Raw genomic sequence first — 25,582 nt, 5'->3', positions numbered from 1 at the left:
GCCTTATGAGTCTTTACGATGAGGATCATAAATTTTACTTGAGTTCTCCTCTGCTTGCAGCGGTTTTTTCTGTGGCTTTTTCATTTCAATATCAACATCCAAGTCTGCTGTTTCAATATTGATTGAACCGGTAGATGCATCTTGCATGACAACTGCCCGATCGCCATAAAATGGCGTATGTTCATAATACTCACGGATATGCCGCAGTAGTACCACAATCACGGCAGCCACCGGCAAGGCAATCAGCATGCCTAGAAATCCGGCCAGTTGTGCACCCGCCAGAACTGCAAACACTACCGCTACAGGAGAAAGACCGATTTTATCACCTAGCAAGAACGGTTGCAGAATATAACCTTCGACTGCCTGCCCCACCATAAAGACAATCCCGACCAATACCAGTTGCCACCAGTCGATTCCAAATTGGAAAAAGGTTGCAATGACTGCGGCAATAATTCCAACCGCAAAACCAAGATACGGAATGATACTGCACAATCCGGCAATCATCCCAATGATCAAGCCAATCTCTAGGCCAATCAGTTGCAGTCCCACTGCATAGACTACGCCCAGCAGAACCATGACTAGGAACTGACCTTTGACAAAGGCACCTAACACACTATGACATTCACTCACAATAGTTAAGGTTGTTTTTTCATAAGGACGGGGAATTAGACGGCGTAAGCTGTCTAACATACGATCCCAATCCAGCAAGAAATAAAAGGCAATAATCGGAATCAGGACAATCGTGCCACCAATCTGGATAAAGTTCAGACCAGATTGTGCCAGTTTCAGCAGCATTGCCTGAATACTGTCAGCACTATAATTGGTCTGGACATAGTCCATTACTACTGAGGAAATCTGGTCAGTATCGATCTCCATCGGAACCAGATTAAAGCTATCGGAAAGCCAAGGTAGGAACGTGTAATTGATCCAGTGAATCCCGGCCGGAATGCTATCACGCGCATACATCAGCTGCTGCCAGACCAGTGGCACCAGATACCACATCACCAATGTAACCACGATCCCAATCCCGATAAATACGATACTGATCGAGAGCCATCGAGCCAGCCCAATGCGGTGCAAAACATTAACCAAGGGGCTAAATAAATAAGCAATTAGAAAAGCTGCAACAAAAGGAACTACAACTGGTTTAAGCAGATATAAAACCCAAAGTATCAATGCTATACCAGCAAGTATAAGAATGCGCCGTAAAGTACGATCGACCATAGAATCTTGCCTTTTCTCTATTAATCATTCTAAAAATTAAAATATTTTAATAAAGATAGCATTTTAGGCCACAAATACCATAAGAGTTTTACATATTCAGGTTATAATCGCACCCGCGAATGCGGAGACTTCATTATGAGCAACTCAACTTCTACCCCAAACACTGGTTTAAGCTACAAAGATGCAGGTGTCGACATTGAGGCGGGCGACGCGTTAGTCGATCGTATCAAATCTGTCGCTAAGCGTACCTCACGTCCCGAAGTTATGGGCGGTCTAGGTGGCTTTGGTGCACTTTGTAAAATTCCTAAAGGTTATGAAGAACCTGTTCTCGTATCTGGCACAGATGGTGTTGGTACAAAATTACGTCTGGCACTGAATTTGAACCGTCATGACACAATTGGTCAAGACCTGGTTGCAATGTGCGTGAATGACCTTCTTGTCTGTGGTGCTGAGCCACTGTTCTTCCTTGATTATTATGCAACTGGTCACTTAAATGTTGATGTTGCTGCAAATGTAGTCACTGGTATTGGCGCTGGTTGTGAACTTGCTGGCTGTGCATTAGTTGGCGGTGAAACTGCTGAAATGCCAGGCATGTATGAAGGCGAAGATTACGATCTTGCAGGTTTCTGTGTCGGTGTTGTTGAGCAAAGTAAAATTATTGATGGCTCTAAAGTCAAAGCGGGTGACGTTTTAATTGGTGTAGCTTCTTCAGGTGCGCACTCAAACGGCTACTCACTGCTTCGTAAAATCCTGGACGTGAAAAACGTTGACCTGAATCAAATCGTCGATGGCCGCCCACTTGCAGATGTTGCAATGGAACCAACACGCATTTATGTAAAACCAATTCTTGAACTGTTAAAACACGTTGATGTCCATGCGATGGCACACATCACCGGTGGTGGTTTACCAGGTAACTTGCCTCGCGTACTTCCAAACGGTGCTCAAGCGCTGGTAAATGAATCTTCTTGGGAATGGCCTGAGCTATTCAAGCTTCTACAACGTGAAGGCGGCGTAGAACAGTTTGAAATGTACCGTACTTTCAACTGTGGCGTCGGCATGGTGCTGGTTGTTGATGCTGCGGATGCAGACAAAAGTGTTGAATTACTCAACCAGCTTGGTGAAAAAGCATGGGCGATGGGTCAGATTCAAGACCATGCTGAATCGGTTGCAGGTGCAGACGAAAAAATTCGTGTGATCTTCGCGTAATTTCGCATGACTAAAATTGCTGTACTTGTTTCAGGAAGTGGATCAAATCTGCAAGCCTTGATGGATACCAATCTTTCGGGGAAAATTGTGGGCGTGATTTCCAACAAACCTGAAGCCTTTGCTTTAACGCGTGCACAACACGCAGGCATACAAACTGCAGTTATTGAACACAAGCAATATCCAAACCGTGAGGCTTTTGATGATGTGATGCATCAACAGCTTTTGGACTGGGATGTGGATCTGGTGGTACTTGCCGGCTTTATGCGAATTTTAAGTGAAAAATTTGTGAAAGCCTGGGAAGGGAAAATGCTGAATATTCACCCTTCCCTGTTGCCTAATTATAAAGGCATGCATACGCATCAGCGTGTACTCAATACCGGTGATGTTCTGCACGGTTGTACGGTGCATTATGTTACGGCTGAACTGGATGCAGGCCAAGCGCTTGCCCAAGGTGTTCTCAAGGTTTCTCATCACGATACGGTAGAAAGTTTGGCAACACGTGTGCATAGCCTCGAGCATGTGATCTATCCACAAGTCGTAGAATGGATTTGTAGCGGAACGATTCAACATACTAAAGATGGTGTGTTATATCGAAATGAGAAAATGCAAGCGCCTGTTCAATTCTGCAAGTTTTAAAAAAGTTTAGATATAAAAAACGCATCCTAGGATGCGTTTTTTATTTTTTAGAAAATACTATAATTTCAAAATCTTTTAGAACTTTTTGATTATCCTCAGACTCTTTTAGTAAATGTTGTCTTATTTTGAATAAAACAGATCTGATAGTAATACTGTCTTCTTCCTGATAATTAAATAATTTACTTAGATCTTGAGCTATATCATCTGGCAGCCATAAAAAGCACTCAAAGGTCAGTCTGTTTAATTCTTCCCTTTCCAGAGGTCTTTCTATCCATAAGGCTAGTAATTTAGCTACTTGCTCAGCTTTACGACGAATTTCTATATTGTATTTGTACTCTTCCAATTTCATTGAATAATCATGTTTAATTGACTCAGTTAACCGAGTTAAAAACCAATTTTTGCACAACCATAAAACAAAAATAACTAGAAAAGCACTAAGACTAGATACACCTAAAAGAGCTATAAATTTTTCCATTCTTACCTTTGAATTAATTGTTTAATTAGTTCAACAGTTTCTTGCGGTCTCTCTAATGGAAACATATGCCCGCCATCGACTACGGTAAAAGGAATACCAAACTTCTTTTGCACTTGCTGCGGGAACTTGCGGGCCAGAAATGGACCTTTCTTAGCCACAACTAAATGCACAGGAATTTTGGGTTTTGCCTGAGGCAACCACCATAGTGACGGATTGGTTCTAAAGACTGCGACCTCATCCATTTTAGGAATAGTGAGTTCTACCCCACCCCGGATGGGATCATCCTGCAAGGCATGGTCAATATAAGCTTGGAAGCAATCTGCATCAAAATCCTGATAAAAACCTTTAGGGCGCAGCAATTCAGCGGCTTGTTCACGTGAATTCCAATGGTCACGACGGCGTTTGGACAGACCGGCCGGAGACATTTTATCCAATGCTTTTAAGCGAAAAGTTTTCGCAATATGCAAGGCAAAGGCTTCTTTGCCCATAATCATCGGCGGGTCCAGCATGATCATTTGTGAAAACAGTTCCGGACGCTGCAAAGCCGCTTGCAGAGTTAACACGGACCCCAAAGAATGCCCCAGACCAATGACAGGTCGCCCATGTGACTGGCGCACAATACTGTCAATCACTTGCTGGGTCAGGCTTTTCCAGTGGTTATCAACCGGATAACGTTTATCCGGCCCCAAAAGGGGCACATAGATAATATCGTAATCATCTTGCAATCCATCAAACAGCTTTTGATAGACTTTGGATGGCACGCCATTGGCGTGCGCGAAATGAATCAATGGTTTCATTGCAGTGTTGTACTATTTTCTGAATGAAGCTTCTGTGCAACCGAAGAAGCAATTCCATCCCCAATCGATGAACCCATACGACCCAACACGGATTCAAATGGACTATATTCAATAGTGTAATTCAACGCTTTTTCAGTTTTCAATTCACGTTTTAAAGTATTTAAACCACCGATACGATCCGCAATCCCTAATTTCACTGCCTGATCACCGGTCCAGAACAAGCCAGAGAAAATGGCAGGATCATTGGATTTCAACTTAGCCCCACGTCCCTGTTTCACTGCATTAATAAAGTGACCATGCACATTATCTAGCACACCCTGTACATGAGCTTTTTGCGCAGGATCAACTGGCTGAGTCATCGACAGCAAAGCTTTATTTTCGCCTGAGGTCATGGTGCGATCTTCGACACCTAATTTTTGCAACAGATTAGTCACGCCATAATTCGGCATGATCACCCCAATTGAACCGACCAGACTCGATGGATTAACAATAATTTCGTCCGCAGCTGAAGCAATATAATAAGCACCTGAAGCACCGGTATCACCGATCACAGCATAAAGCTTTTTACCAGGATGCTGTTTTTTAAGATACTGAATTTCCTGCCAGATTTCATCCGACTGTACCGGTGAACCGCCAGGTGAGTTAATATTCAGCACCACTGCTTTACTTTGTTTATTTTCAAAGGCTTTTTTCAATGATTTGATGGTATTGCTACTGTTCACACTCTGCTTGTCGGCTGCAATCGTACCTACAATATCCACGACTGCAATATGAGAACCCGCAGCAGCGCTAGCATCTGAAGAAACTGAACTACAGCTTTTGCCTAATACCAAAATGACAACAAGCAGATAAGCAAAAGTCAGAAATTTAAAGAAAATCCCCCAACGGCGTGCACGGCGCTGTTCTTCTACCGAAGCTAAAACTGCTTTTTCCAGCAGTTTCCATTCCGGACCAGTCGGTTGAACTGGCTGTTGCGTATTTTGTATTTGATTTTCAGGTTTTGGTGGCCAATCGGACATAAATAATCCAATAAATTGATTTATATTGAATCCATTATATACACTGAATCGGGTAATTCTGTCTAAACAAAACGTTTTCGCCTATAATAAATTTTGTTCTCTTTTTTTGTACTTAGACGAAATCAATGACGAAACAGGGCTCACGGAATTCAGCTTACGGATTACTCAAATACATTAGCCGCCAACCGCTTCCGGTTTCTCGCTGGATGGCCCGTATTCTGGCCTTTATTGTGAACAGTTTTAAAGTCACTAAAACTTCGGAAGTCATTCGTCTCAACCTTGAAATCAGTCTTTCAGAATTGTCCGATCAGGAACGTGAACAGATTAACCGTGCTGCGGTTCGCAATGAATTAATGTCATATTTCGAGTTCTTTACTATTTGGGGTTCAAGCAATCAGAAAAATCTTAAACGCGTTCATCGCGTCATTGGCGAAGATCTACTTCATGATGCCCTTGCACAAAATAAAGGTCTGGTTTTAATTGTGCCGCATTTTGGTACCTGGGAAATTATGAATGCCTATATTGCCCAGTTCACTTCAATGACCATTATGTATAAACCTGTGAAAAATCAGGCTGCAGATCAATTTGTACGGGCTGCCCGTAGCCGGGAACAGGCGCATCTGGTACCGACCGATGAATCTGGTGTCCGTCAGATTTTTAAGGCCTTAAAACAAGGCGGCACTACGGTCATCCTGCCGGATCATACCCCGAATATCGGTGGTGAATATATTCCATATTTCGGTGTGCCTTTAGCTACGAGTAATTTGAGTGCCAAACTGATTCAAAAGACCAAAGCGCGTGCCCTGTTTTTATATGCCTTGCGTAATACTGATGATGGATTCGATATCTTTATCGAAGCAGTTGATGAAAAAATTTATAATGGCAATGCTAATCAAGGCACGCAAGTCATTATCAATAGTATTGAAAATTTAATTCGTCGTCATCCGGAACATTATCACTGGAGTTATAAACGCTTTAATGCGCATCAAGACTTAGGAAATCTCTATAAACTTGAGCATGAACAAGCCCTGGACAAAGTAAATGCGTTGAAAACACAAGAACTACATGAAGTTTCGTCCATACTGGAATCAGTCACTTAAAGGCTGACGATACAACCACTGCCATTCATGTCGTTCGGCAGAAAGTACCAGTTTTAAGCCTTGTTGCTGAAAGTGCACACTCCCCTGTTCTGCCGTGGTCAATAATGGAATATTAAGAGCTTTTAACCGTTGCTGAGTCAATTGGCTTGGATGGCCATAGCGGTTAAATTTTCCAGCCGAGGCAATCGTCAATTTAGGCCGCAAAACTTCTAAAAATTGATAAGCTGAACTGTGCTGACTGCCATGATGGCCGAGTACCAGCACATCGACTTTAAGTTCCGGATAATCTTGAAGCAGCTGATATTCAGTTTCCCAACCCGCATCCCCCATCAGTAAAAAGTTTTGATACGGTCCGGCATTTTTAACTTGCAGATATATCACACAAGAGCGGTCGTTTTTATTGAAGTTTGGCGTATTTAACTGCTGCTGCCGAGGTGCCAGAATTTTAAAGTTAATCGTCTCAGACCATTGCCATTGCTGTCCTGCATAACAAAACTGAAAACTTGAAGAAGCAGCTGTTTCAGGCATCTGATTGGATGACACTTGTCGGATGTTTAGTTGATCTTTAATGCTGTGATATGCACCGCTATGGTCCTGATCCAGATGGGTCAAAATCAGTTGATCCAGTTCTCCAACACCTTGCACAGACAAAAATGGCATAATCACTTGCCGACCAATACTGAATTTTTCTTCATTATAATAACCACCCATGTCGATCATCATGCTCTTTTGCCCTTCCCGAATGAAGATGGCCTGTCCCTGCCCGACATCCAGAACAGACAGCTGAAATGCATGCTGATTAAGTTGAGGAATGTACAGTGGTAAACAGGCAAGTGCTGTCCAGCTTTTGGGCACTAAGCCACGCGGCAAAAAGACAATTAATAAGCCCAAAATACATAGAGCAATCATCCAGACATTCATGGCCACAGGAATCAGTTGCGGTGCAAACAGCCGATCAAGCAGATTCAAAAATGCCAGCAGTATATGAATAAAAATATCATTGAGCTGAAACAGCAGACTCGAAAGTGGTTCAGAAATGAAAAATAATAAAGCCGCCAGAATATCTACGGGAACTATTAGCAGGCCAATCCACGGGATGGCTACTAGGTTGCTTAGCGGGGTAATCCAAGCCACCTGCTTAAAAAACAGCATCATTAAGGGAAACAGGGCCAGAAAAATTTTCCACTGCGACTCCACTAAAACTTTCATTGCAAAATACAGACGTTATAATGCTGTTTGTATTGTTTGATTCGGTTGCTGCTGAATGGTTTGATAGATTCGCAGCAAGACAAAACAAGCCCCATAAGACAACCAGAATGCGGCCGACAAAATACTAAAAGGATCAAAGAGCAACAATAAGGCAGCACTTAAAATCAGCAATTTTAATGGCTGCACACTTTGCCTGAGCAGCAGGGTGAAAGTCACAATCACACAAATCAGTAAAGTGCGTAGCGCCGGAATCTCAAAACCGACAAAGGCACAATACAGCAGTACACATAATAAAAAAGGCAGACTCAAAAAATACTGCCTTGGCCATTTCAGATAAATCTGCGGTGTGTACCTTGAAATCAGATATTGCAACGTACCACAGACAATAAAGGCAAAGATCAGGACATGCGGTCCGGAAATCGCCAGTAAATGACTCATGCCAAAACGCTGGAATTTCTGCTCAGTTGCTTGATCCAAAAAACTTTCATCACCACTTAATAGAGCCAGTAACAAGCCTTTCTGCTGTACTGGTTGTGTGGCCACAAACTCTCTTAAGGTCAGTCGCTGCTGTTCTACCCAAAGCAAAAATCGCTGATTCAAATTTTTCTGCTGACGTAGATATTTAGCATGACCTAGTGCATAGAGTTGTTGCGGTTGCAACTCTTGGATATGTTTAATCCTAAACCCGGCCATAACATTTTGCTGCAAGGCCCATTTTTCTGCATCAAAAGCACCCGGTGTCGCATAACTATGGTTAGGTCGAATCTGGCCTTGTAATAAATAATAGTGTCCCAGTTCAAGAGTCTGCTGTTTGGTTACATCATTTCCTAAACTGGATATGACAGGATCTGAAACTGGCAGAAAACCCATCCACTTAACTGTAGTGCCATCAGGGTTAAGCACATGCAGGGCTTGCTGGATATTCTGATCGCCCAGTTTATTCAGCTCTTTGATATAGACCACGATTTCTTTTTCAGATACCTCGTGTTCTCGCTTGGATAAACGTTCAGCCAGTTGCAGATTGGCATAAGCATGACCTAAAAATAGTCCCAAAAGCAGGCTTGATCCAGTGATCAACAAGCTTCGCAGTGGTGTATTCAAGATGAGCTTTAATTTATGGCAACACAGATACCACAACAGCGCAACGATCAAAACTGCCGTTCCGCTCAGTTGAACAGACAGGAAACTTTTCCCCATACACGCAAGGCCTAAAATCCAGCCAATACATAGCCACTGCAACATTGAATCTTATTCTGTCTTGTTATTATTTTGCCCAATAATAAAGCCCACCGGAGTGAGCTTCAATCAAATGCGAATATTCTCGTTATTTATGGTTCAATCCAGAGACCATCCTGCATATGTAAAATCCGATCTGCTGCATGGGCTAGCTGTTCATCATGCGTCACAATCAGCATCGCCATATTGAACTCACGTTGCAATTCGGTCAGCAGTTCAAAAATCTTTGCTGCAGTCTTACGATCTAGGTTGCCGGTCGGTTCATCGGCCATCATCAGTTTAGGTTTACCGACCACTGCACGCGCCAAAGCTACACGCTGACGCTCACCTCCGGATAATTCACCCGGCTTGTGAGTCAGACGATGCGAAAGACCAACACGTTCCAGCAAATATTCGGCCTGCTGTTTGGCTTCCTTAAACTTCATGTTGTCGCGTAACATCAGCGGCATGGCCACATTTTCCAGTGCCGTAAATTCTGGCAACAGGTGATGAAACTGATAAACAAAGCCCAAATGCTCATTCCGCACATAACCGCGTTCTGCTTCAGACAAGGTATCAAAACGGCGGCCATTCACCATGACCTGACCTGACGTCGGGCGATCCAATCCACCCAAAACATGTAATAAGGTACTTTTGCCTGAACCACTTGAACCTACAATCGAAACAAACTCACCTGCTTTTACCTGTAGCGACAAGCCGCGAATCACATCGACAGTGGCCTTGCCATCGGTAAAGGATTTGTGAATATTCTGGGCATCTAAAATCAGATTACTCATAACGCAAAGCCTCTGCCGGTTGAATTTTTGCTGCACGTAAAGCCGGATAAATTGTCGCGACAAAACTGAGTGCCAGTGACAAGCCTACAATCACCAAGACATCCTGCCAGCGCAGATACGAAGGTAAGTAGTTAATAAAATAGGCATCAAACATATTCAGGCCTAAAGTATTGTTGAGCCAGCCAATAAAGCTACTGATACTGGTTGCCGCAATAATCCCGAGGATGGCCCCTGCACAAGTTCCAATCACCCCAATCACGGTACCTTGCACCATAAAGATTTTGGTAATGGTGGCAGGTGAAGCCCCCAAAGTCCTTAAAATGGCAATGTCTGATTTTTTATCCGTCACCACCATTACCAGTGAAGACACAATATTAAATGCCGCGACTAGAACAATCAGGAATAAAAGCAGGCTGACCATGGCCTTTTCCATCTGAATCGCACTGAACAGGTTACCATGCGTATAAGTCCAGTCCGAAGCATAGAAATTCCCCGGCAAATCACGCACGATTTCCTGAGACACTTGTGGTGCCAGGAAAATATCATCCAGCTTCATACGCACACCCTGCGCACCATCCGGAAGACGCAGTAAAGTCGACGCATCATTTAAAGCGATATAACCCATCATAGAATCAACTTCAGCACCAATACTGAAAATTCCCACGACTTTAAAACGCTTAAAACGTGGGACGACACCGGCTGGTGATGGGGTGGCTTCTGGCAAAACCAGAGTAATATTGTCATTTAAACCCACACCCATGGCATCGGTCATTTGCTTGCCCAAAACAATACCAAATTCACCTTTTTTCAGGCTGTCGATACTGCCCTCAACCATATGGTTTTGTATAATTGAAACTTTTTTCTCATACTCGGGTTCAATCCCGCTGACCATAATGCCGGCGACCTGACCCTGTGCGGTCAGCATGCCTTGTAATTGAGTAAAAGGTGCGACTCCCTGAACATGCTCATGCCCTTCAATTTGCTTTGCAAGCTCTGGCCAATTTGTTAAAATTTGTGTTGAGGAAACAGTCGCTTGAGGTATCATTCCTAAGACACGATTCTTTAACTCTCGGTCAAAACCATTCATCACAGACAACACTGTAATGAGGACTGCCACACCGAGTGTGAGGCCGATCATTGAGACCAACGCGATAAAAGAAATGAAGTGGTTACTACGCCGTGCGCGAGTATATTTCAACCCTATATACAGCGAGATTGGTTTGAACATAACCATCTAGTCCGAGGTAATAAATTATGGAAAATGTACAGCATCCAAACGGATTTACGGAAAGACGCGTCATGTCTCGAATCGATGCTGCCTTACGAATTAATTATCAGATTATTTCCGATGATGTTGCCTTGAATGATCCTTACGATCCTAACTTCGTCTTGCCCCGCTATTTTCTACTACTTGCAGAACTAGATCAATTTGATCATGCGGTTAACTACGAATTAGAACAATTATCTGAAAAAGATCAACAAATTGCTCGAATCTTATCCTTATTTAATCAAAAGTTAAACCTTATTACCGGTTCTTTGTATGACGCAATTGTACAAAGCATGTTACCTGTACCAGAGCAAGTGAACTTTTCAGAAACCGGTTTTAGTTTCTTTAATGAGCGCCCTATCGCTGAAGGCACCTATCTGCACGTGACTTTGAGTCATCCGGAAAATTTCTTCCATATTGCAGCAACCGCTCAGGTGGCCTACAGTCGCGAAGAAGAAAATGGCAAATATCGGACTGGTGCATATTTTATTACCATGCATCCCCAAGACCGTGTCAAACTGGGTGAATGCGTCAAGGCTCGCTTTGCCTAAATTACTGCTTTAGTCAGTGCTGCTGGGTGATGAAAGGCGAGCGTTATAGCTCGCTTTAATTTCTCTGGAAAAATATAACAACAAACCAGCCAGTAAGATAACGACGCCAAAGACTGCTCCACCCGATAATTTTTCATCATTCAGAATCACCCCGACAAATAAGGCCAGCATCGGCGTCAATACGGTGGTCAATGACAAAGTGTTCGCCTTGATTTTCTGCACCAGTTTAAAATAACAGAACATTGCAATCAGGGACGCCATGATCACTGCATAGCTGAGTCCGATCAGCGATTTAGCCTGCGGAATTTGGGTCGGTGCAAATTGCCAGATAAACGGTAACATGGCACAGGCCATCACCGCTGAAACTGCAATAGAACCGGCAGCTTGCGCCATAGGTTCTAAAGGTGCATTGACTTTTTTCACCCAGAACATCGAAACACAGTAAATAAAAACACTGAGCAACATCAGGCCTATGCCAATCGGCTGTATATGCTGATCTTTGCCACCCACACAGATAATGCCCAGACCCAGCAAGGCAATCGCCATACCACCCCACTGCGAAGGATAGAGCTTAAGCTGAAATACAAAACGGCCAATTAAACCGGTAATAATCGGCGCCAGTCCGAACATCAGGGCAATAATGCCTGAACTCAGATAATCCGTGGCCAGATAGGTGAAAATCTGTGAGCCGATAAAACTGCATGCGCCAGCCAGATAACTGTGCATGGATAATTTATCTAAGGGAAAATGGGTTTTAAACAGCCACAACAAGGCAAATGCAAAAGGCAAAGCCAGAAAGAAGCGCAATGCCAAAGCCCAGAGCGGATGTAAATCCGTCACACTCCAGACAATCGCCAGCGGTGTCGTCGCCCAGATAAAAACCAATAAAAGATAGGTGGCAATCATATTGGTTTGTGTGGGCATGCGAGTCACTCTGAATAAGGCTTAAAGCGCGGAAGTTTTACGTTTTTGTTTTTGGATGGTCTGATCGAGTGCACTGGAAAATTCGCGTTTATCCCGCTCTGAAATCGGTGGCGGACCGCCCGTTTGCACGCCAGCTCCGCGTAGGCTGTCCATAAAATCGCGCAGGTGTAAGCGCGCTTTCACATTGGCCGTAGTATAAATTTCACCACGGGGATGAATCGCAATACCGCCTTTTTCAATCACTTCCGCAGCCAAGGGAATATCTTGGGTCATGACAATATCATGCTCTTTCATGCGCAGAATAATTTCTTTATCTGCCGCATCCGCCCCACTCATCACCTGAATTGAATTAATTCTGACCGAAGGTGTGATTCCGACTGGCTGATTGGCAACAAAAGTGACTTCCAGCTGATAGCGATCCGAAGCACGAATAATCACATCTCGCAGCATACGGGGCAATGCATCGGCATCGACCCAAAGTTTGAATGGCAACACAGGGCTTCCCATTAAGGTATAAATCATGGTTATTCTAGCAAATTGCAGTGATCAGGTTGATGATTAAATCGCTCCATTTTCATTGCATCTGTCATCAATATTTTAAAAAGTATGTGCCCGGTAAAACTGGCATGATTCACGCGAGAAAAAAAATTGACTTCATTTGACTGGCATTTTAATTTTAAAATTCATTCGATTGACTTGAAAAATCGCAATGACCCTCGATTAACTATAAATACATCATCCAAGATCAATTGTGCATATGAAAAATCAGAATAGCCCAGAGATCATCACCATTGATGATCAAAATTTCGGTAGTCATGTCGAACATTGGACCTTGCTCACCGACAACCCTGGCACAGATGTTCCACAGTGGTTAGGCAAAGCTCTTGATGAACCAATCATGCCGATGGGCCTTTGTACACAAGAATGTGATATGGATGCAGAGACTTGGCTGATTCAGGGACCGAGTAAAGCTGCGGTACAGTTGAGTCAGGTGATTGCCGTCGAAAACAACAAACCTCAAGCAGTAAAAACTGCATTTCCGTGCTTTGACAGTCCTTATCAGGTGAAAGCCACGATTGACCGGATTATTAGCTGTAAATCCAACACTCAGGCTGTATTGCGCCTAAATTTAGGTGCTAACAATATTATTTACGCTTTCGATAGCCTGTATAGCGTCAATCACCCGCATTATGAAAAAGACCAGTCCTATGTGGTAAATCTGAATGGCTGGGCCTATGAACTTGAAGCGGTTGCAGATCATGAGCATCTGGTGGTTGATGATCCGGCTTCGATCAAGCACCACCGTGCCTTGAACGATATTCTGGCTGCCAATAATGGTGTAGCGCCGGATAATTTGCAGGAACAGATTGATGCCTGGCAGCCGCAGTCCGAAGAAGATAAAGAACCTGTCACCGTAGATTTTTCTAAAATGGTGGCTTATCTATACGGCGAAACCATGGGTCAGGAAGATGAAGCCTGGTTCCAGGGCAATATTGTCGGTAAAACCACCATGCAATTTATGGGTCAGGACTATACCCTGTATGATGTCACCCTGATTCATGATGAAGACCAGCCTGCGACCTTGATCCGGATTGCAACGCGGAATGACCAGTACAAAAACTTCCAGATTGGTCAGTATATTCGTGGCAACTTGTGGATTCAGGCCAATATTTATAGAAAAGTGGCCTAAGTTCAAACATATACAGAAGATATTCATTTTGATGGGTATCTTCTTTTAATCCATCTATATCCTTATTTGTCATTTTAATTTTTGATTATTTTTTATACATATTTTCTGGCTTAATAATCTATTTAAAGTCATGAAAAACCAAGTTATCCACATTTTTAAATTCAAATGAATTCATTTTAAATATTTAAAATAACCTTAAAAACCTTGTAAAAATAAGCATTTGATTTCTCATATAAATAATCTGATGTCGTGCAAATCTGATATTTAAATAAAATGAAAATTTATGCTCTTTAATCAAAAATGTACTTTATTTAATCAATTTTTTATGATAAAAATACTCACAACAAATTAGTATTAACGATAAATAGATCGGACAATAAATATCTATGAAAATCGTGCAAGAAGAAACATTACAACAGGTCGAGCATCATCTTAGCTCCCGCTATAATATTGATATGATGTCCTGCCTTTTTTTCATGTTGGGGATGCTGATCTGCGGATTCATCCTGCATACTTTTATTTTCTAAAATTATTGTATTCATAAAAAACCCAGCCTGTGCTGGGTTTTTTCGTTTCAGGAATTAACCATTGCGTTTGGCAAAGTCATCCATAAAGTTCACCAATGCCTGCACGCCCTCTAAAGGCACGGCATTATAAATACTTGCGCGCATACCGCCAACCGAACGGTGACCAGCAAGATTCAATAAATGCTGCGCTTCAGCTTCTTTCAGGAACTGTTTCTCAAGATCTGCATTGGCCAAAGTAAATGGTACGTTCATGATCGAACGGTTTGCTTTTGCAATCGGATTCGCATAAAAATCGCTTTGATCGATATAACCATAAAGCAAGTTAGCTTTCTCAAGGTTCACTTTGTGCATGGCATCTACACCGCCATTTTCTAGCAACCACTCAAACACCAGACCAGACAAGTACCATGCATAAGTTGATGGTGTGTTAACCATTGAGCCATTTTTCGCTTGATCTGAATATTTCAAGATGCTTGGAATTTCAGGTTTAGCTTGATCAAGTAAATCTTCACGAATGATCACCAGCGTTAAACCAGCAGGCCCGATATTCTTTTGCGCACCCGCATAGATCAAACCAAATTTAGAGACATCTACTGGCGCAGATAAAATACTAGATGAATAATCGCACACTAATGGCTTATCTGTTTCAGGAATTGAAGCAAATTGCAGACCGCCAATGGTTTCATTATCGGCATAATGCACATAAGCTGCATCATCAGAAAGATTCCATTCGCTTTGTGCACTGATCGCATATTTGCCATCAATTTGGACACCTGCTTTTACAACATTGATATCGCCATAACGTTGCGCTTCTTTCAAAGCTTTTTCTGACCAGATGCCGGTATCGATATAGTCTGCTTTGTTGTTTTTGCCAAGCAAGTTCAATGGAATTGCCGAGAACTGTAGTGATGCCCCACCCTGCAAGAACAATACTTTGTAATTCTCAGGAATATTCATGAGTTTGCGCAGGTCTGCTTCCGCTTTTTCAGCCATGGCAACATAGTCGGAACTACGGTGGCTCATTTCCATGATCGAAAGACCTTTGCCATGCCAGTCAAGCATTTCAGCTTGAGCTTTTTCAAGTACGGCAGTCGGTAATGCAGCAGGACCAGCACAGAAGTTGTACGCGCGCATGATTTTTCCTTTCAGAGTGAAACACAATAAAATGATGGCATTTAACCATATCTGGCAGGGTCTTGCACAAAATTATTTCAATCTATGAGTCAAGATAGAGTCAAAAAATCAATGTAGATTCACAAGATAAATTGACCAGTATTTTAGCCTGCTGTTTTTATCATCTTTGCACTAACAATTGAAAATATTCAAAATTAAGCTATTTTTTAATTTTAGATATTCCATCAAAAATAGCCGATAAGTATTTGAAATACAGATGTACAAGAAACAATACTATAACTTTACACTAGTTCTATCTGCATACCTTTGATTTATACTAGCCGGATAACATTACCGGCTTTAAATCAGTTTAGCGACCTTATGAACTTAAAGAAAAATAAAAGACAGCTTGTCTGGGGGTTAAATCTGCTTGTATCGATGATGTATGGCAGCTTTGCTCATGCGCAGAGCATCAGCTTTCAGGATGCTGAACGTCAGTTGTTGCAAAATTCTTATAGCAGCCAAGCCTATCAAAGTCTGGAACAGGCTTCAAAACTTGAAGCTGAAGCAGTAAAAGGCGTAGGTCTGCCACGTGTCGACCTGAATGTTCGTGCCTATGCCTTTCACAGTGAAGTCGATATTCCATTAAAGCAATTTAAAAATAATCTGGAGAATTCACTCTCTCAAGGCGTGAATGGCCGGCTTAATGAGTGGGAGGCCAGTAATGGCGTGGATCTACCTGCAGGTATTACCGATCCACTGCGTGATGGACTTAACAATACTATTCATAGCGGAGTTGGTCTGATTCCGGATACGTCTAATGTCATCCTTGAAGATCAGGTGATTCGCCCCACTGTTTCCGTGATTATGCCAATATATACTGGAGGCCTCACCCGTAGTGCCAAAGAAATTGCCAATATTCAGGTCGGTCGTAGTCAGCTCAGCAACAAACAGCAGCAAGATACGCAGCGTTTTGAACTGATTCAAAGTTATTTTAATGTACAGCTCCAAAAGCAACTGCATGCAGCTGCGCTGTTTAATCTGAATGCCATGCAGCAGCATTATCGCAATGCCTTAAAGATGGAACAGCAAGGTTTTATCAGTAAAGGCCAACGCATGCAATTTGAAGTGGCACGCAATAATGCCGAGCGCAGCCAGCAAAATACGCAAGCCAATTTGAATGCAGCCCTGTTCCAGCTGAATAATCTGCTTCAGGAAAGCGGCATCACCGAACTTTCGACGCCTTTATTTGTCAATAAAACCGAGCCACAGGCCTTAAATCATCTGCTGAAAACCTTTAGTCAGAACTCTGCGCTAATTCAAAAAATGCAGCTGGATACCCAATTGGCTCAAGCCAATGTCAAAGCCCAGCAAGCAGCGAAAAAACCAAATGTTTTTGCTTTTGGCGAATATAGTCTGGATCAAAATGAAAACTGGATTGTCGGGGTTGCCGCACGCTATAACCTGTTTTCCGGGATCGATAAAAACAAAAATATTCAGGCTGCCGAACTCAAACGCTCTGCCACAGAACTGCTCACTGCACGCACCCAGCAGGAAATTGAAAATCTGATTTATAAATCTTATAGCGAAGCACTCAGTGCACAGCAAAGTGATGCGCTTCTGGCACAAAACTTGAAAGCCGCACAGGAAAATTTACGCATACAAGAATTGTCCTTTAAAGAAGATATGGGCACCGCCATACAGGTCATCGATGCACAAAATGTGCTGAGTGGACTACGAGCCGAAACTGCCTTGAATGCCTACAAATATGTGATGTCACTGGCCACACTATTACAAAGCCATGGCTCGATTACAGAATTTCCGACCTACATTCAACATACCAACACTCACTATATTCGCTAATGGAGCCGAACATGAACGAAGATCAAAAACCCAATGATCCTGTGAATGAAGCGGCTTCATCCAGCGATACAGAAAAATCGCCTGCGCAACAGGTAGAAACAAAAACTGAAATAGAAAACAACGCGACGACTTCGACCGAGCAACAACAAGCTCCTGAAATCGCTAAAAAGAAAAAATATTTATTGCTCGCCCTGATTCCAGTTCTGCTGGCAGTCATCGCATTTGGATTATGGAAAAGCTACCAACCGGCTCCGCTGGAATTGCAGGGTCGTGTAGAAGCTGAAACGGTTCAGGTGGCGACCAAAGTGCCAAGCCGTATTGAAGAAATCTATGTAGAAGAAGGTCAGCGGGTCAAAAAAGGCGATGTGCTGGTGCGCTTAAACAGCCCGGAAATTCAGGCCAAAAAACAGCAAGCCGCAGCGGCTTTACAATCTGCGCTGGCCTTACAATCGACTGCTGAACGTGGCTCGCAAGAAGAAAATATCGCGAGCCTGTATGCCAACTGGCAATCGCTGAAAGCACAGCAAAATTTAGCCAAAGTTTCTTATGAGCGTGGTGCAAATTTATTTAAGGAAGGTGTGATTTCACGCCAGCGCCGTGATGAATTGTATGCAGCCAGTCAATCAGCGGCACAAATGACAGAAGCAGCGTATCAGCAATACGCACGTGCCAAACGTGGCAGCACCTCGCAGCAAAAGAGTTCTGCCGATGCACAAGTAGATATTGCCCAGGCTGCGCTGAATGAAGCCAATGCATTAGAGGCAGAAACCCAATTAGTAGCACCTGTAAACGGAACGGTGTCTAAAACCTATGGCAAAGTCTCGGAGCTGGTAGCCACCGCAGTCCCTGTGGTCAGCCTGATTGAAGATCAAATGTGGGTGAGTCTGAATATTCGTGAAGACCAATATGCCCCGTTTCAGAAAATGAGCAGTATTGAAGGTTATATTCCCGCCCTAGATAAAACCGCCACTTTTAAAATCAAGCAGATCAGTGCTGAAGGTGAATTTGCCACCATTAAGACCACACGCCAAACCGGCGGTTATGATGTGCGAAGTTTTAAGCTGCATCTTGTACCCGCACCAGCGATTCCTGAACTGAAAGTCGGGATGAGCGTATTATTTAAACTGAAAGAGACCCCATAATGTGGACGGGTATATGGCGCGAACTGCGCTATCTGCTCCGAGAAAAATGGGATCTGTGTCTGGTCACGCTGGCACCTGCAGTGGTGATTATTTTATTCAGCAGCATGTTTGCTCAAGGGAAACCGGATCATTTACCGATTGCGATTATTGATCAAGATCAGAGTGCGCTGAGTCAAAGCATTTATCAGCATATGGCGCTGAATCATACTCTTAAAATTGCTACGGTGTCGGAACAAACAGCTGAGATTGAGCGCCTGCTAAATCAAAATAAAATTTGGGGTTATATCCATATTCCCAGCGGCGCCGAGCAACGTCTGGTTCGTGCCCAGGATGCTGACATCAGTATTGCCTTTAACCAGAGTTATTTCAGTATCGGAAATACCATTTCGTCTGCCATGCTGGTTAGTACCCTGCAAGCACTCGCTGAATTTAGCGGACAGCAATATCTGGGCAACCGGCTGCCCTCTCTCGAAGCACCGTCACCGCATATCAAAATATCGCCACTGTATAATCCGCAGCTGAATTATGAATTCTATCTGGAACCCTATGTCATTCCGGCAATTCTGCATTTACTACTGTGTTGTTGTATGGCATTTTCCGTCGGTCAGGAACTGAAGCGGCAGACCTTAACAAGCTGGATTAGCAACTCATCCATCTGGATGGCATTACTGTCTAAGAACCTGGTCTATGTGGCTATTTTTAGTCTATGGACCTGGATCTGGATGTTCTGGCTGATTGAAATTCGCGGCTGGTTTGTTGCCGGCTCGCTCGCTCTGATTCTATCGGCACAATTTCTGCTATATAGCGCTTATGCATTTTTAAGCAGTGCAGTGGTTCTGGCAACCAAAGATTTAAGTAAATCTTTTGGCATCATTGCGGTCTATGGCGGTTCATCTTTAAGTTTTGCCGGTGTGACTTTACCTTTAAATAATGCGCCCCTATTCACCCAGTTTTGGTCCAATATTATTCCGTTCACGCCCTATGCCAAATTACAAACTGAACAATGGGTGATTGGTAGTCCATTGCATATTTCACTGCAAGCTGGATTCATGCTGCTGATCTATGCCCTAGTCTACGCTCTGCTGGCTTATCTGTTTCTTAAAAAAATCGCCAAAGGAGCAACACCATGAAATCCCTTTGGTTTTACTATCTACAAAGCTTTAAAGATATTGTCAGTCACGGCACAATCTTTACCACGCTGATTCTATCTGTCTTGTTTTACAGTTTTTTTTATCCAACCGCTTATCAGGCACAGCAGGCTGAAGCCTTACCGATTATTATTGTCGATGAAGAACAAAGTAACTTAAGCACCCGTATTATTGGTCAGGTGGCACAAAGCCCCAATGTGGAAATTGAGGCGATTACCGGCAATTTTGCCGAAGCCAAACAATGGGTTGAATCTCAAAAAGCCGATGGTATCTTGTTACTACCGGACAATTTATCGCAAAGCTTAAGGCATGGTGAAACAGGCGGAATTGGACTGTATTTAAGCACTGCCAACTTTTTAGTGACCAAACAAATTGGTCTGGGCTTAGCCACATCCGTTGAGCAAACTTTGGCAGACTATACTGAACGCTTTAGCAAGGTCTCGGATTTTTCACCTGCTCTTTCTGTGCATCAAATTCCTTTATTTAATCCGCTGTCCGGCTATGGCAGCTATGTCTTTCCTGCGGTTGCACCTTTAATTATCCACCAAACCATTCTTTTGGGTTTGAGTATGCTGATTTTGGTATATCGGGAAAGAAAAATAGAATTAAACACAAATGCATTGATTGGGATGTGTTTAGCGGTCTTCACCATTGGTTGTCTGGGATGTTTCTATTTATTCGGCTTTAGCTTCTGGCTATTTGATTATCCGCGCGGTGGCAACCTGCTCGGGATGCTACTGGCTGTTCCAGTTTTTATCTACACGATAATTGGCATGACCTGCCTATTCGCCAGTTTTCTGGATCTGCCGGAACGTGCGGGTCATGTCATTGTATTCACTTCCATTCCACTGTTCTTTTTATCTGGTGCGGCCTGGCCGCATGCTGCCATGCCCATCTGGATGCAAGTCGTTGGCGAAATCCTGCCTTCCACCCAAATTGTGCAGATGTTTATTCAACTCAATCAAATGGGTGTGCCTACAACACTGATCTTGCCTAAGCTGCTCTATCTTGGAATGATCGGTAGCTTGTGCTTTTTCTTGGCTTATCGACGTTTAATTCCTAGTCATCAAAGCAGATAGAGCATTATAGCAATGCCCCTATTCCACTTATTTACTCGATTCGCCAAAGACCTGAATATTGAAATTACGAATCTTGTTGCTGCCATTCGGCTTATCAAAACTCACATCATACTGAACTAGATTCTCCGGATAGGCAATTTCATAGCTGACCTTATATTGCCCAGGCTGATTAGTTGCTTCTTCAATCTCTTTGGTCATTAAAGTCTTAGACTTGTATTCACCTTGAGGAATTGAACGTGAAAAGCGTTTCATCAGCTTTTCATTGTCCTTAAACTGGGTTTGCAACTGCGGCTCTAACTGATCCAGAAATTCCTCATATTTCCCGTCACGCAAATCCTCATAAGCCAGCTGTGCCGCCTTTTCCTGTTCAGGACTCGGATTCGGAATATTGTCCATTGAATTACAGCCACTCAATGCGACCGCTGCTGCCAACAACATTAATTTGGTTTTCATCGTTTACCCTTATGCAGTCAAGGTTTATAAAAAAGGACGCCGAAGCGCCCTTTTTATCAGTAAAAAATTTATTCTTCTACTGAATTTTCACCATCTTTTGCAACTTGCTCAGTTTCAGCAACTGCATCCATTTCAGCCACTAAAGATTCTGCACCTTCAATCGCTTCAACAAACTCGTCTTCTTCAACAGCTTCGATTGAAACCACACCGACCAGCAATTCCTCATTACCTAAGCGGATCAGACGAACACCCTGTGCGTTACGACCAGTTTGCGCCACTTCAGATGCACGGGTACGAACCAGCGTACCACCATCAGAGATTAGCATCAGTTCTTTAGAAGCATCGATGGCAACAGCGCCCACCAATTGACCATTACGTTCAGAGGTCTTGATCGCAATCACGCCCTTACCGCCACGTTTCTTGGTCGGGAAGTCGTCTACTGGAGTACGTTTACCATAACCATTTTCAGATGCACACAGTACTTCGCCAGTTTCAGGTACAACAACCAGTGATACGATTCGGCTAATCAATGCTGAATCTGAGCCATCTTCGTCATCAGACTCGATCTCAGTTTCATCATTTTCTTCTAGCTGTGCAGCTGCACCAATAGTCACGCGCATACCACGTACACCTTTGGCAGAACGGCCCATTGAACGTACATCAGTCTCTGCGAAGCGAATGGCTTTACCTTCGTTCGAGAACAACATGATTTGCTGTTCGCCATCAGTAATCGCTACACCGATGAGGGTATCATCGCCATTCAGCTCAATCGCACGTAAACCGTTTGAACGAACATTTGAGAACTGTTCAAGCTCTACACGTTTAATCGTACCGTATTCAGTCGCCATAAACACATAGAAGTTTTTACGTACCGCTTCAGCCTGCTGAGCAAAGTCATTGATAATGTCATCATCAAGGTCTGTTGCAGAAAGCTCCAAGCCCAACTGTTTCAATTGAATACGCAATGCATCAGAAATATCATCCGCACCATCTTCAGATTCAGTCAGGGCAGCTTCAAGCTCGGCAAAATGAGCATTGATCACTTCATTGGCTTGCAACTGCGCTGCATTGGCTTTTACAAATGCCTTGAAGTCAGCCAGACGTTCTTTAAATTTCTTCGGCGCGTCAATGACAGGCAAGATCGCGGTAATAGTCTCGTTTTCATCCAGTGGCAGCAAGTTCACCATTGGGCGACCTTTGGCACCACGTGATGCTTGCGGCACTTCATAGACTTTCAGACGATAGACCTTACCAACGTTGGTAAAGCAAAGTACTGTCGCATGACTTGACGTCACAATCAGATGTTGAATGTAATCATCTTCTTTCATGCTGGTCGCAGACTTACCACGGCCACCACGACGCTGTGCAGCGTAATCAGACAATGGTTGAGTTTTCGCATAACCTGATTTCGATACCGTCAGAACCATTTGCTCTTCAGGAATCAGATCTTCACGAGAGAAATCGATACGTGACTCGACAATCGACGTTTTACGCGCATCGCCATACTGCTGAAGAATCAAGGCCAGCTCTTCACGAATGACATTCATCAACAGATTAAAGTCATTCAAAATTGCAGTCAGTTCAGCAATTTGTGACAGGATTTCACTATATTCAGCATGTAACTTGTCTTGTTCCAGACCAGTTAAACGATGCAAGCGAAGTTCCATAATTGCATTCACCTGGGTTGGAGACAGACGATAAATCTCGCCATCCAAACCAAACGGGCGACTTGGGTCTTCACCTTCAATCTCATCCGGACGAACAGAAACTGAACCGGCTTTTTCTAGCAATGCCAAAACACCGCCACCTGCCCATTCACCTGCCTGCAAACGCTCCCGCGCTTCAGCCGGATTCGCAGAACTCTTAATGGTTTCGATGATGGCATCAATATTCGCCAGGGCAACGGTTAAACCTTCCAAGATATGCCCACGTTCACGCGCTTTGCGTAATTCGAACATGGTACGACGCGTGACCACTTCCTGACGGTGACGGATAAATGCCGCAATGATGTCTTTCAGGTTCATCAATTTTGGTTGGCCATTGTCCAGACAAACCATGTTGATGCTGAAAGAGTTTTCAAGTTGCGTGTTCTGGAACAGGTTGTTCACGATCACTTCAGCGTTTTCACCGCGCTTCAGGTCAATCGCGATACGCATACCGTCTTTGTCAGACTCGTCACGAAGCTCTGAAATGCCTTCCAGTTTTTTCTCTTTGACCAGTTCAGCAATACGCTCAATGGTTTTTGCTTTATTGACCTGATATGGAATTTCAGTGAAGACAATCGTGGTACGGCCATTTTTCGGATCTTCTTCGAAATGGTATTTACCACGGATATGCAAACGGCCCTTACCGGTACGGTATGCATCGACGATACCTGATTTACCGTAAATGATGCCGCCTGTCGGGAAATCCGGACCAGAAATATGTTCCATCAATCCTTCAATGCTGATTTGAGGATCATTGGCATAGGCCAGACACGCATTCACAACTTCAGTCATGTTATGCGGCGCCATATTGGTCGCCATACCGACTGCAATACCAGTGACACCATTAATTAATAAGTTCGGAACACGGGTTGGCATGACTTGAGGAATACGCTCAGAGCCATCGTAGTTGTCTTCCCACTCGACGGTATCTTTTTCAAGATCCGCTAACAGTTCGTGGGTCAGTTTACGCATACGTACTTCGGTATAACGCATGGCTGCTGCGCTATCGCCATCGACCGAACCGAAGTTACCTTGACCATCAACCAATTGGTAACGCAAGCTGAAATCTTGCGCCATACGTACAATCGTTTCATATACGGCAGAATCACCATGCGGGTGATATTTACCGATCACGTCACCGACTACACGTGCAGACTTTTTATAAGCTTTGTTATAGTCATTGCCTAATTCGTGCATTGCGAAAAGCACACGACGATGAACAGGTTTTAAACCATCTCGTACATCGGGCAATGCACGTGACACAATCACGCTCATCGCATAATCGAGATATGAGCTTTTAAGTTCATCCTCAATGGCAATCGGTCTAATTTCCGATACGCTCATGCATACTCCTTATTCTACAAGCCAATTTTGGCTTGTATTTATATGTCGTAAAACTAGCAAAATCATTAACTCAAACGACTGAGTTAAAAACTAAAATACAGCCCTAAATTATAGCATAAACACTTGTATTTTTGTGTCGAAATAATCAGCTTAACCTTGTTAATTATCTTCATTTTAGTGATCATTTTCTTGTTATTTGAAAACCGAAAATTAGCGCATCCAGACAGGATTTTTCAATACCTCAAATTTTGAGAAATACAGTACTACAAAAACAAAATGCGCCAATCAACTGGCGCATCTTCATCGTTTTTTCTATATTTTTATTGTGCCTGGTTCAGTACTTTACGATAGCTCAGCACAGCCACAATCAATAAAACTGGCAATAACATTTCTACCCCTTCCTCAATGGTCATAATCATGATTTGAGTATGCGGCACCAACTGGATGCCGAATTCATCTTTCAGGGTTGAGGTCGTGCGATCCAGCACCTTGCTTAGTCCGCCACAGGCAATGGTGAGGAAGATAAAAAAATGTGCAATATTCAAAGAATCTTTCATGCTTCGTATAGTTTGAACCAATTTTTTCGCCAATACCAGAAAGACAAAAATAATGCCGAGCAATAAAATAAATCCGAGCAGCTTATCCATGAGCGGAATTTCAGCACTGCGATAGAAATTAGTTTTGATAAAACTCATTTCAAACACCTGCTTATGAAAATCCATTTCCCGTAATCCCAACAATGTCGCTGCTATAGCCGTAAAGACTCGGGTATTGAGTTTGATTTCAACATTAAGCAAACACAGCACTGCCAGCAAGTACCATAACCATGGGCTCATGACTTCAAAAGCGCCTGATTCACTAAATAAATACTGAGTTACCGAAGCTGGTGCATTCAGGGCAGTATGAATACAAATACCCAGATAAAGCGCAATCAGCAGAAAACTAATGAACAGGATATGGGCGGCTTTGGAAAAGGACATGATTAAAAACAGGAGAAAAAGCAAACCGGGATTTTATCACTTTTCATGCAAATGAAATACTCTAGTTTCGACTGTCGAGTATTTTTAAAATTTTTGCATAAAAAAACGCCCTTGGAC

At 43.2% G+C, this 25,582-nt stretch carries 22 protein-coding genes and 1 pseudogene; 9 read left to right on the top strand and 14 right to left on the bottom strand.

The features are described from left to right. Positions 1-3: 3 nt before the first annotated feature. Entirely contained in the window at positions 4-1,224 is a 1,221-nt protein-coding gene (cxpE, locus tag H0S56_RS04520) for a chloramphenicol efflux transporter CxpE (RefSeq protein WP_195725762.1), read from the bottom strand. 135 nt (positions 1,225-1,359) lie between these two features. Here cxpE and purM point away from each other — a divergent pair, with 135 nt between their 5' ends. Both purM and purN read left to right on the top strand, forming a co-directional pair. Beyond that, positions 1,360-2,430, top strand: a complete 1,071-nt coding sequence (gene purM, locus H0S56_RS04515; protein ID WP_195725761.1) for a phosphoribosylformylglycinamidine cyclo-ligase — start codon at positions 1,360-1,362, stop codon at positions 2,428-2,430. A 6-nt stretch (positions 2,431-2,436) separates the two neighbouring features. Beyond that, complete coding sequence (purN, locus tag H0S56_RS04510) at positions 2,437-3,066, top strand: phosphoribosylglycinamide formyltransferase (protein ID WP_195725760.1); 630 nt, start codon at positions 2,437-2,439, stop codon at positions 3,064-3,066. Between the two features lie 40 nt (positions 3,067-3,106). Here purN and H0S56_RS04505 read toward each other — a convergent pair whose 3' ends face one another. The 3 genes from H0S56_RS04505 to sppA are packed head-to-tail and all read right to left on the bottom strand — an operon-like array spanning position 3,107 to position 5,357. Continuing rightward, positions 3,107-3,541 (bottom strand): hypothetical protein, encoded by a 435-nt coding sequence (locus H0S56_RS04505; RefSeq protein WP_195725759.1) that lies wholly within the window; start codon positions 3,539-3,541, stop codon positions 3,107-3,109. Between the two features lie 2 nt (positions 3,542-3,543). Next, positions 3,544-4,338 carry an alpha/beta fold hydrolase gene (locus H0S56_RS04500; RefSeq protein WP_195725758.1) on the bottom strand — a complete coding sequence of 265 codons (795 nt, stop codon included), beginning with the start codon at positions 4,336-4,338 and terminating at the stop codon, positions 3,544-3,546. Beyond that, positions 4,335-5,357 carry a signal peptide peptidase SppA gene (gene sppA, locus H0S56_RS04495; protein WP_195725757.1) on the bottom strand — a complete coding sequence of 341 codons (1,023 nt, stop codon included), beginning with the start codon at positions 5,355-5,357 and terminating at the stop codon, positions 4,335-4,337. Before sppA ends, H0S56_RS04500 begins: the two co-directional genes overlap by 4 nt. A 125-nt stretch (positions 5,358-5,482) precedes the next feature. Between sppA and H0S56_RS04490 the strand changes: the two genes are divergently transcribed. Further along, positions 5,483-6,457: a lysophospholipid acyltransferase family protein gene (locus H0S56_RS04490; RefSeq protein WP_195725756.1), complete on the top strand. Its 975-nt coding sequence runs from the start codon at positions 5,483-5,485 to the stop codon at positions 6,455-6,457. On the opposite strand, the pseudogene H0S56_RS04485 reads toward H0S56_RS04490, so the two are convergent. From H0S56_RS04485 to H0S56_RS04475, 3 genes and pseudogenes are all read right to left on the bottom strand, one after another. Then, positions 6,446-8,908, bottom strand: a pseudogene (locus H0S56_RS04485) (DNA internalization-related competence protein ComEC/Rec2). The gene H0S56_RS04490 and the pseudogene H0S56_RS04485 overlap by 12 nt on opposite strands. An 86-nt stretch (positions 8,909-8,994) precedes the next feature. Then, the gene (gene lolD / locus H0S56_RS04480) at positions 8,995-9,678 is read right to left on the bottom strand and encodes a lipoprotein-releasing ABC transporter ATP-binding protein LolD (protein WP_004645694.1); all 684 of its coding nucleotides are present in this window, start codon (positions 9,676-9,678) and stop codon (positions 8,995-8,997) included. After that, positions 9,671-10,906 (bottom strand): lipoprotein-releasing ABC transporter permease subunit, encoded by a 1,236-nt coding sequence (locus H0S56_RS04475; RefSeq protein ID WP_004645695.1) that lies wholly within the window; start codon positions 10,904-10,906, stop codon positions 9,671-9,673. The genes lolD and H0S56_RS04475 overlap by 8 nt, the downstream gene beginning before the upstream one ends. Before the next feature lie 26 nt (positions 10,907-10,932). Between H0S56_RS04475 and H0S56_RS04470 the strand changes: the two genes are divergently transcribed. Then, on the top strand, positions 10,933-11,496 hold the full coding sequence (locus tag H0S56_RS04470; protein WP_195725755.1) for a PilZ domain-containing protein: 564 nt from the start codon (positions 10,933-10,935) through the stop codon (positions 11,494-11,496). Positions 11,497-11,505: 9 nt separating this feature from the next. Here H0S56_RS04470 and H0S56_RS04465 read toward each other — a convergent pair whose 3' ends face one another. Both H0S56_RS04465 and H0S56_RS04460 read right to left on the bottom strand, forming a co-directional pair. Next, on the bottom strand, positions 11,506-12,420 hold the full coding sequence (locus H0S56_RS04465; RefSeq protein WP_195725754.1) for a DMT family transporter: 915 nt from the start codon (positions 12,418-12,420) through the stop codon (positions 11,506-11,508). A gap of 21 nt (positions 12,421-12,441) precedes the next feature. After that, positions 12,442-12,927, bottom strand: coding sequence for a YaiI/YqxD family protein (locus tag H0S56_RS04460; protein ID WP_171054293.1), 486 nt, complete (start codon positions 12,925-12,927; stop codon positions 12,442-12,444). Positions 12,928-13,177: 250 nt separating this feature from the next. Here H0S56_RS04460 and H0S56_RS04455 point away from each other — a divergent pair, with 250 nt between their 5' ends. Then, positions 13,178-14,110: a hypothetical protein gene (locus H0S56_RS04455; protein WP_195725753.1), complete on the top strand. Its 933-nt coding sequence runs from the start codon at positions 13,178-13,180 to the stop codon at positions 14,108-14,110. Between the two features lie 410 nt (positions 14,111-14,520). Here the strand turns inward: H0S56_RS04455 and H0S56_RS14410 are convergent, their stop codons facing one another. Continuing rightward, positions 14,521-14,652, bottom strand: a complete 132-nt coding sequence (locus tag H0S56_RS14410) for a hypothetical protein (RefSeq protein WP_005103875.1) — start codon at positions 14,650-14,652, stop codon at positions 14,521-14,523. A 39-nt stretch (positions 14,653-14,691) separates the two neighbouring features. After that, a complete protein-coding gene (serC, locus tag H0S56_RS04450) occupies positions 14,692-15,771 on the bottom strand; it encodes a 3-phosphoserine/phosphohydroxythreonine transaminase (protein ID WP_195725752.1) in 1,080 nt (359 codons plus the stop codon). Positions 15,772-16,131: 360 nt separating this feature from the next. Between serC and H0S56_RS04445 the strand changes: the two genes are divergently transcribed. Genes H0S56_RS04445 through H0S56_RS04430 form a run of 4 tightly spaced genes read left to right on the top strand, consistent with a single transcriptional unit; the run spans position 16,132 to position 20,982 of the window. After that, complete coding sequence (locus H0S56_RS04445; RefSeq protein WP_195725751.1) at positions 16,132-17,613, top strand: TolC family protein; 1,482 nt, start codon at positions 16,132-16,134, stop codon at positions 17,611-17,613. A gap of 11 nt (positions 17,614-17,624) precedes the next feature. Continuing rightward, positions 17,625-18,755, top strand: a complete 1,131-nt coding sequence (locus H0S56_RS04440) for an HlyD family secretion protein (protein ID WP_195725750.1) — start codon at positions 17,625-17,627, stop codon at positions 18,753-18,755. After that, complete coding sequence (locus H0S56_RS04435; protein WP_195725749.1) at positions 18,755-19,885, top strand: ABC transporter permease; 1,131 nt, start codon at positions 18,755-18,757, stop codon at positions 19,883-19,885. Before H0S56_RS04440 ends, H0S56_RS04435 begins: the two co-directional genes overlap by 1 nt. Continuing rightward, on the top strand, positions 19,882-20,982 hold the full coding sequence (locus H0S56_RS04430; protein WP_195725748.1) for an ABC transporter permease: 1,101 nt from the start codon (positions 19,882-19,884) through the stop codon (positions 20,980-20,982). The genes H0S56_RS04435 and H0S56_RS04430 overlap by 4 nt, the downstream gene beginning before the upstream one ends. Before the next feature lie 27 nt (positions 20,983-21,009). Here H0S56_RS04430 and H0S56_RS04425 read toward each other — a convergent pair whose 3' ends face one another. The 3 genes from H0S56_RS04425 to H0S56_RS04415 form a co-directional block, all read right to left on the bottom strand. Beyond that, complete coding sequence (locus H0S56_RS04425; protein ID WP_195725747.1) at positions 21,010-21,435, bottom strand: DUF3887 domain-containing protein; 426 nt, start codon at positions 21,433-21,435, stop codon at positions 21,010-21,012. 68 nt (positions 21,436-21,503) lie between these two features. Next, a complete protein-coding gene (gene gyrA, locus H0S56_RS04420) occupies positions 21,504-24,485 on the bottom strand; it encodes a DNA gyrase subunit A (RefSeq protein ID WP_195725746.1) in 2,982 nt (993 codons plus the stop codon). Positions 24,486-24,805: 320 nt separating this feature from the next. Further along, positions 24,806-25,465 (bottom strand): hypothetical protein, encoded by a 660-nt coding sequence (locus H0S56_RS04415; RefSeq protein ID WP_195725745.1) that lies wholly within the window; start codon positions 25,463-25,465, stop codon positions 24,806-24,808. Between the last annotated feature and the right edge of the window lie 117 nt (positions 25,466-25,582).

It is taken from the genome of Acinetobacter lwoffii, assembly GCF_015602705.1.
GTDB classification, from domain to species: domain Bacteria; phylum Pseudomonadota; class Gammaproteobacteria; order Pseudomonadales; family Moraxellaceae; genus Acinetobacter; species Acinetobacter lwoffii_E.
Note: the sequence above shows the minus strand (reverse complement) of the source record. Positions and strands in the feature narration are given on the sequence as shown.

Coding starts and splice junctions, on each gene's coding strand:
- H0S56_RS04465 (WP_195725754.1), bottom strand. CDS start 12,420: ATGCCCACACAAACCAATATGATTGCCACCTATCTTTTATTGGTTTTT.
- gyrA (WP_195725746.1), bottom strand. CDS start 24,485: ATGAGCGTATCGGAAATTAGACCGATTGCCATTGAGGATGAACTTAAA.
- H0S56_RS04475 (WP_004645695.1), bottom strand. CDS start 10,906: ATGTTCAAACCAATCTCGCTGTATATAGGGTTGAAATATACTCGCGCA.
- sppA (WP_195725757.1), bottom strand. CDS start 5,357: ATGTCCGATTGGCCACCAAAACCTGAAAATCAAATACAAAATACGCAA.
- H0S56_RS04415 (WP_195725745.1), bottom strand. CDS start 25,465: ATGTCCTTTTCCAAAGCCGCCCATATCCTGTTCATTAGTTTTCTGCTG.
- H0S56_RS14410 (WP_005103875.1), bottom strand. CDS start 14,652: ATGAATACAATAATTTTAGAAAATAAAAGTATGCAGGATGAATCCGCA.
- cxpE (WP_195725762.1), bottom strand. CDS start 1,224: ATGGTCGATCGTACTTTACGGCGCATTCTTATACTTGCTGGTATAGCA.
- H0S56_RS04500 (WP_195725758.1), bottom strand. CDS start 4,338: ATGAAACCATTGATTCATTTCGCGCACGCCAATGGCGTGCCATCCAAA.
- H0S56_RS04435 (WP_195725749.1), top strand. CDS start 18,755: ATGTGGACGGGTATATGGCGCGAACTGCGCTATCTGCTCCGAGAAAAA.
- H0S56_RS04425 (WP_195725747.1), bottom strand. CDS start 21,435: ATGAAAACCAAATTAATGTTGTTGGCAGCAGCGGTCGCATTGAGTGGC.
- H0S56_RS04490 (WP_195725756.1), top strand. CDS start 5,483: ATGACGAAACAGGGCTCACGGAATTCAGCTTACGGATTACTCAAATAC.
- H0S56_RS04505 (WP_195725759.1), bottom strand. CDS start 3,541: ATGGAAAAATTTATAGCTCTTTTAGGTGTATCTAGTCTTAGTGCTTTT.
- purN (WP_195725760.1), top strand. CDS start 2,437: ATGACTAAAATTGCTGTACTTGTTTCAGGAAGTGGATCAAATCTGCAA.
- serC (WP_195725752.1), bottom strand. CDS start 15,771: ATGCGCGCGTACAACTTCTGTGCTGGTCCTGCTGCATTACCGACTGCC.
- purM (WP_195725761.1), top strand. CDS start 1,360: ATGAGCAACTCAACTTCTACCCCAAACACTGGTTTAAGCTACAAAGAT.
- H0S56_RS04460 (WP_171054293.1), bottom strand. CDS start 12,927: ATGGGAAGCCCTGTGTTGCCATTCAAACTTTGGGTCGATGCCGATGCA.
- H0S56_RS04455 (WP_195725753.1), top strand. CDS start 13,178: ATGAAAAATCAGAATAGCCCAGAGATCATCACCATTGATGATCAAAAT.
- lolD (WP_004645694.1), bottom strand. CDS start 9,678: ATGAGTAATCTGATTTTAGATGCCCAGAATATTCACAAATCCTTTACC.
- H0S56_RS04430 (WP_195725748.1), top strand. CDS start 19,882: ATGAAATCCCTTTGGTTTTACTATCTACAAAGCTTTAAAGATATTGTC.
- H0S56_RS04445 (WP_195725751.1), top strand. CDS start 16,132: ATGAACTTAAAGAAAAATAAAAGACAGCTTGTCTGGGGGTTAAATCTG.
- H0S56_RS04440 (WP_195725750.1), top strand. CDS start 17,625: ATGAACGAAGATCAAAAACCCAATGATCCTGTGAATGAAGCGGCTTCA.
- H0S56_RS04470 (WP_195725755.1), top strand. CDS start 10,933: ATGGAAAATGTACAGCATCCAAACGGATTTACGGAAAGACGCGTCATG.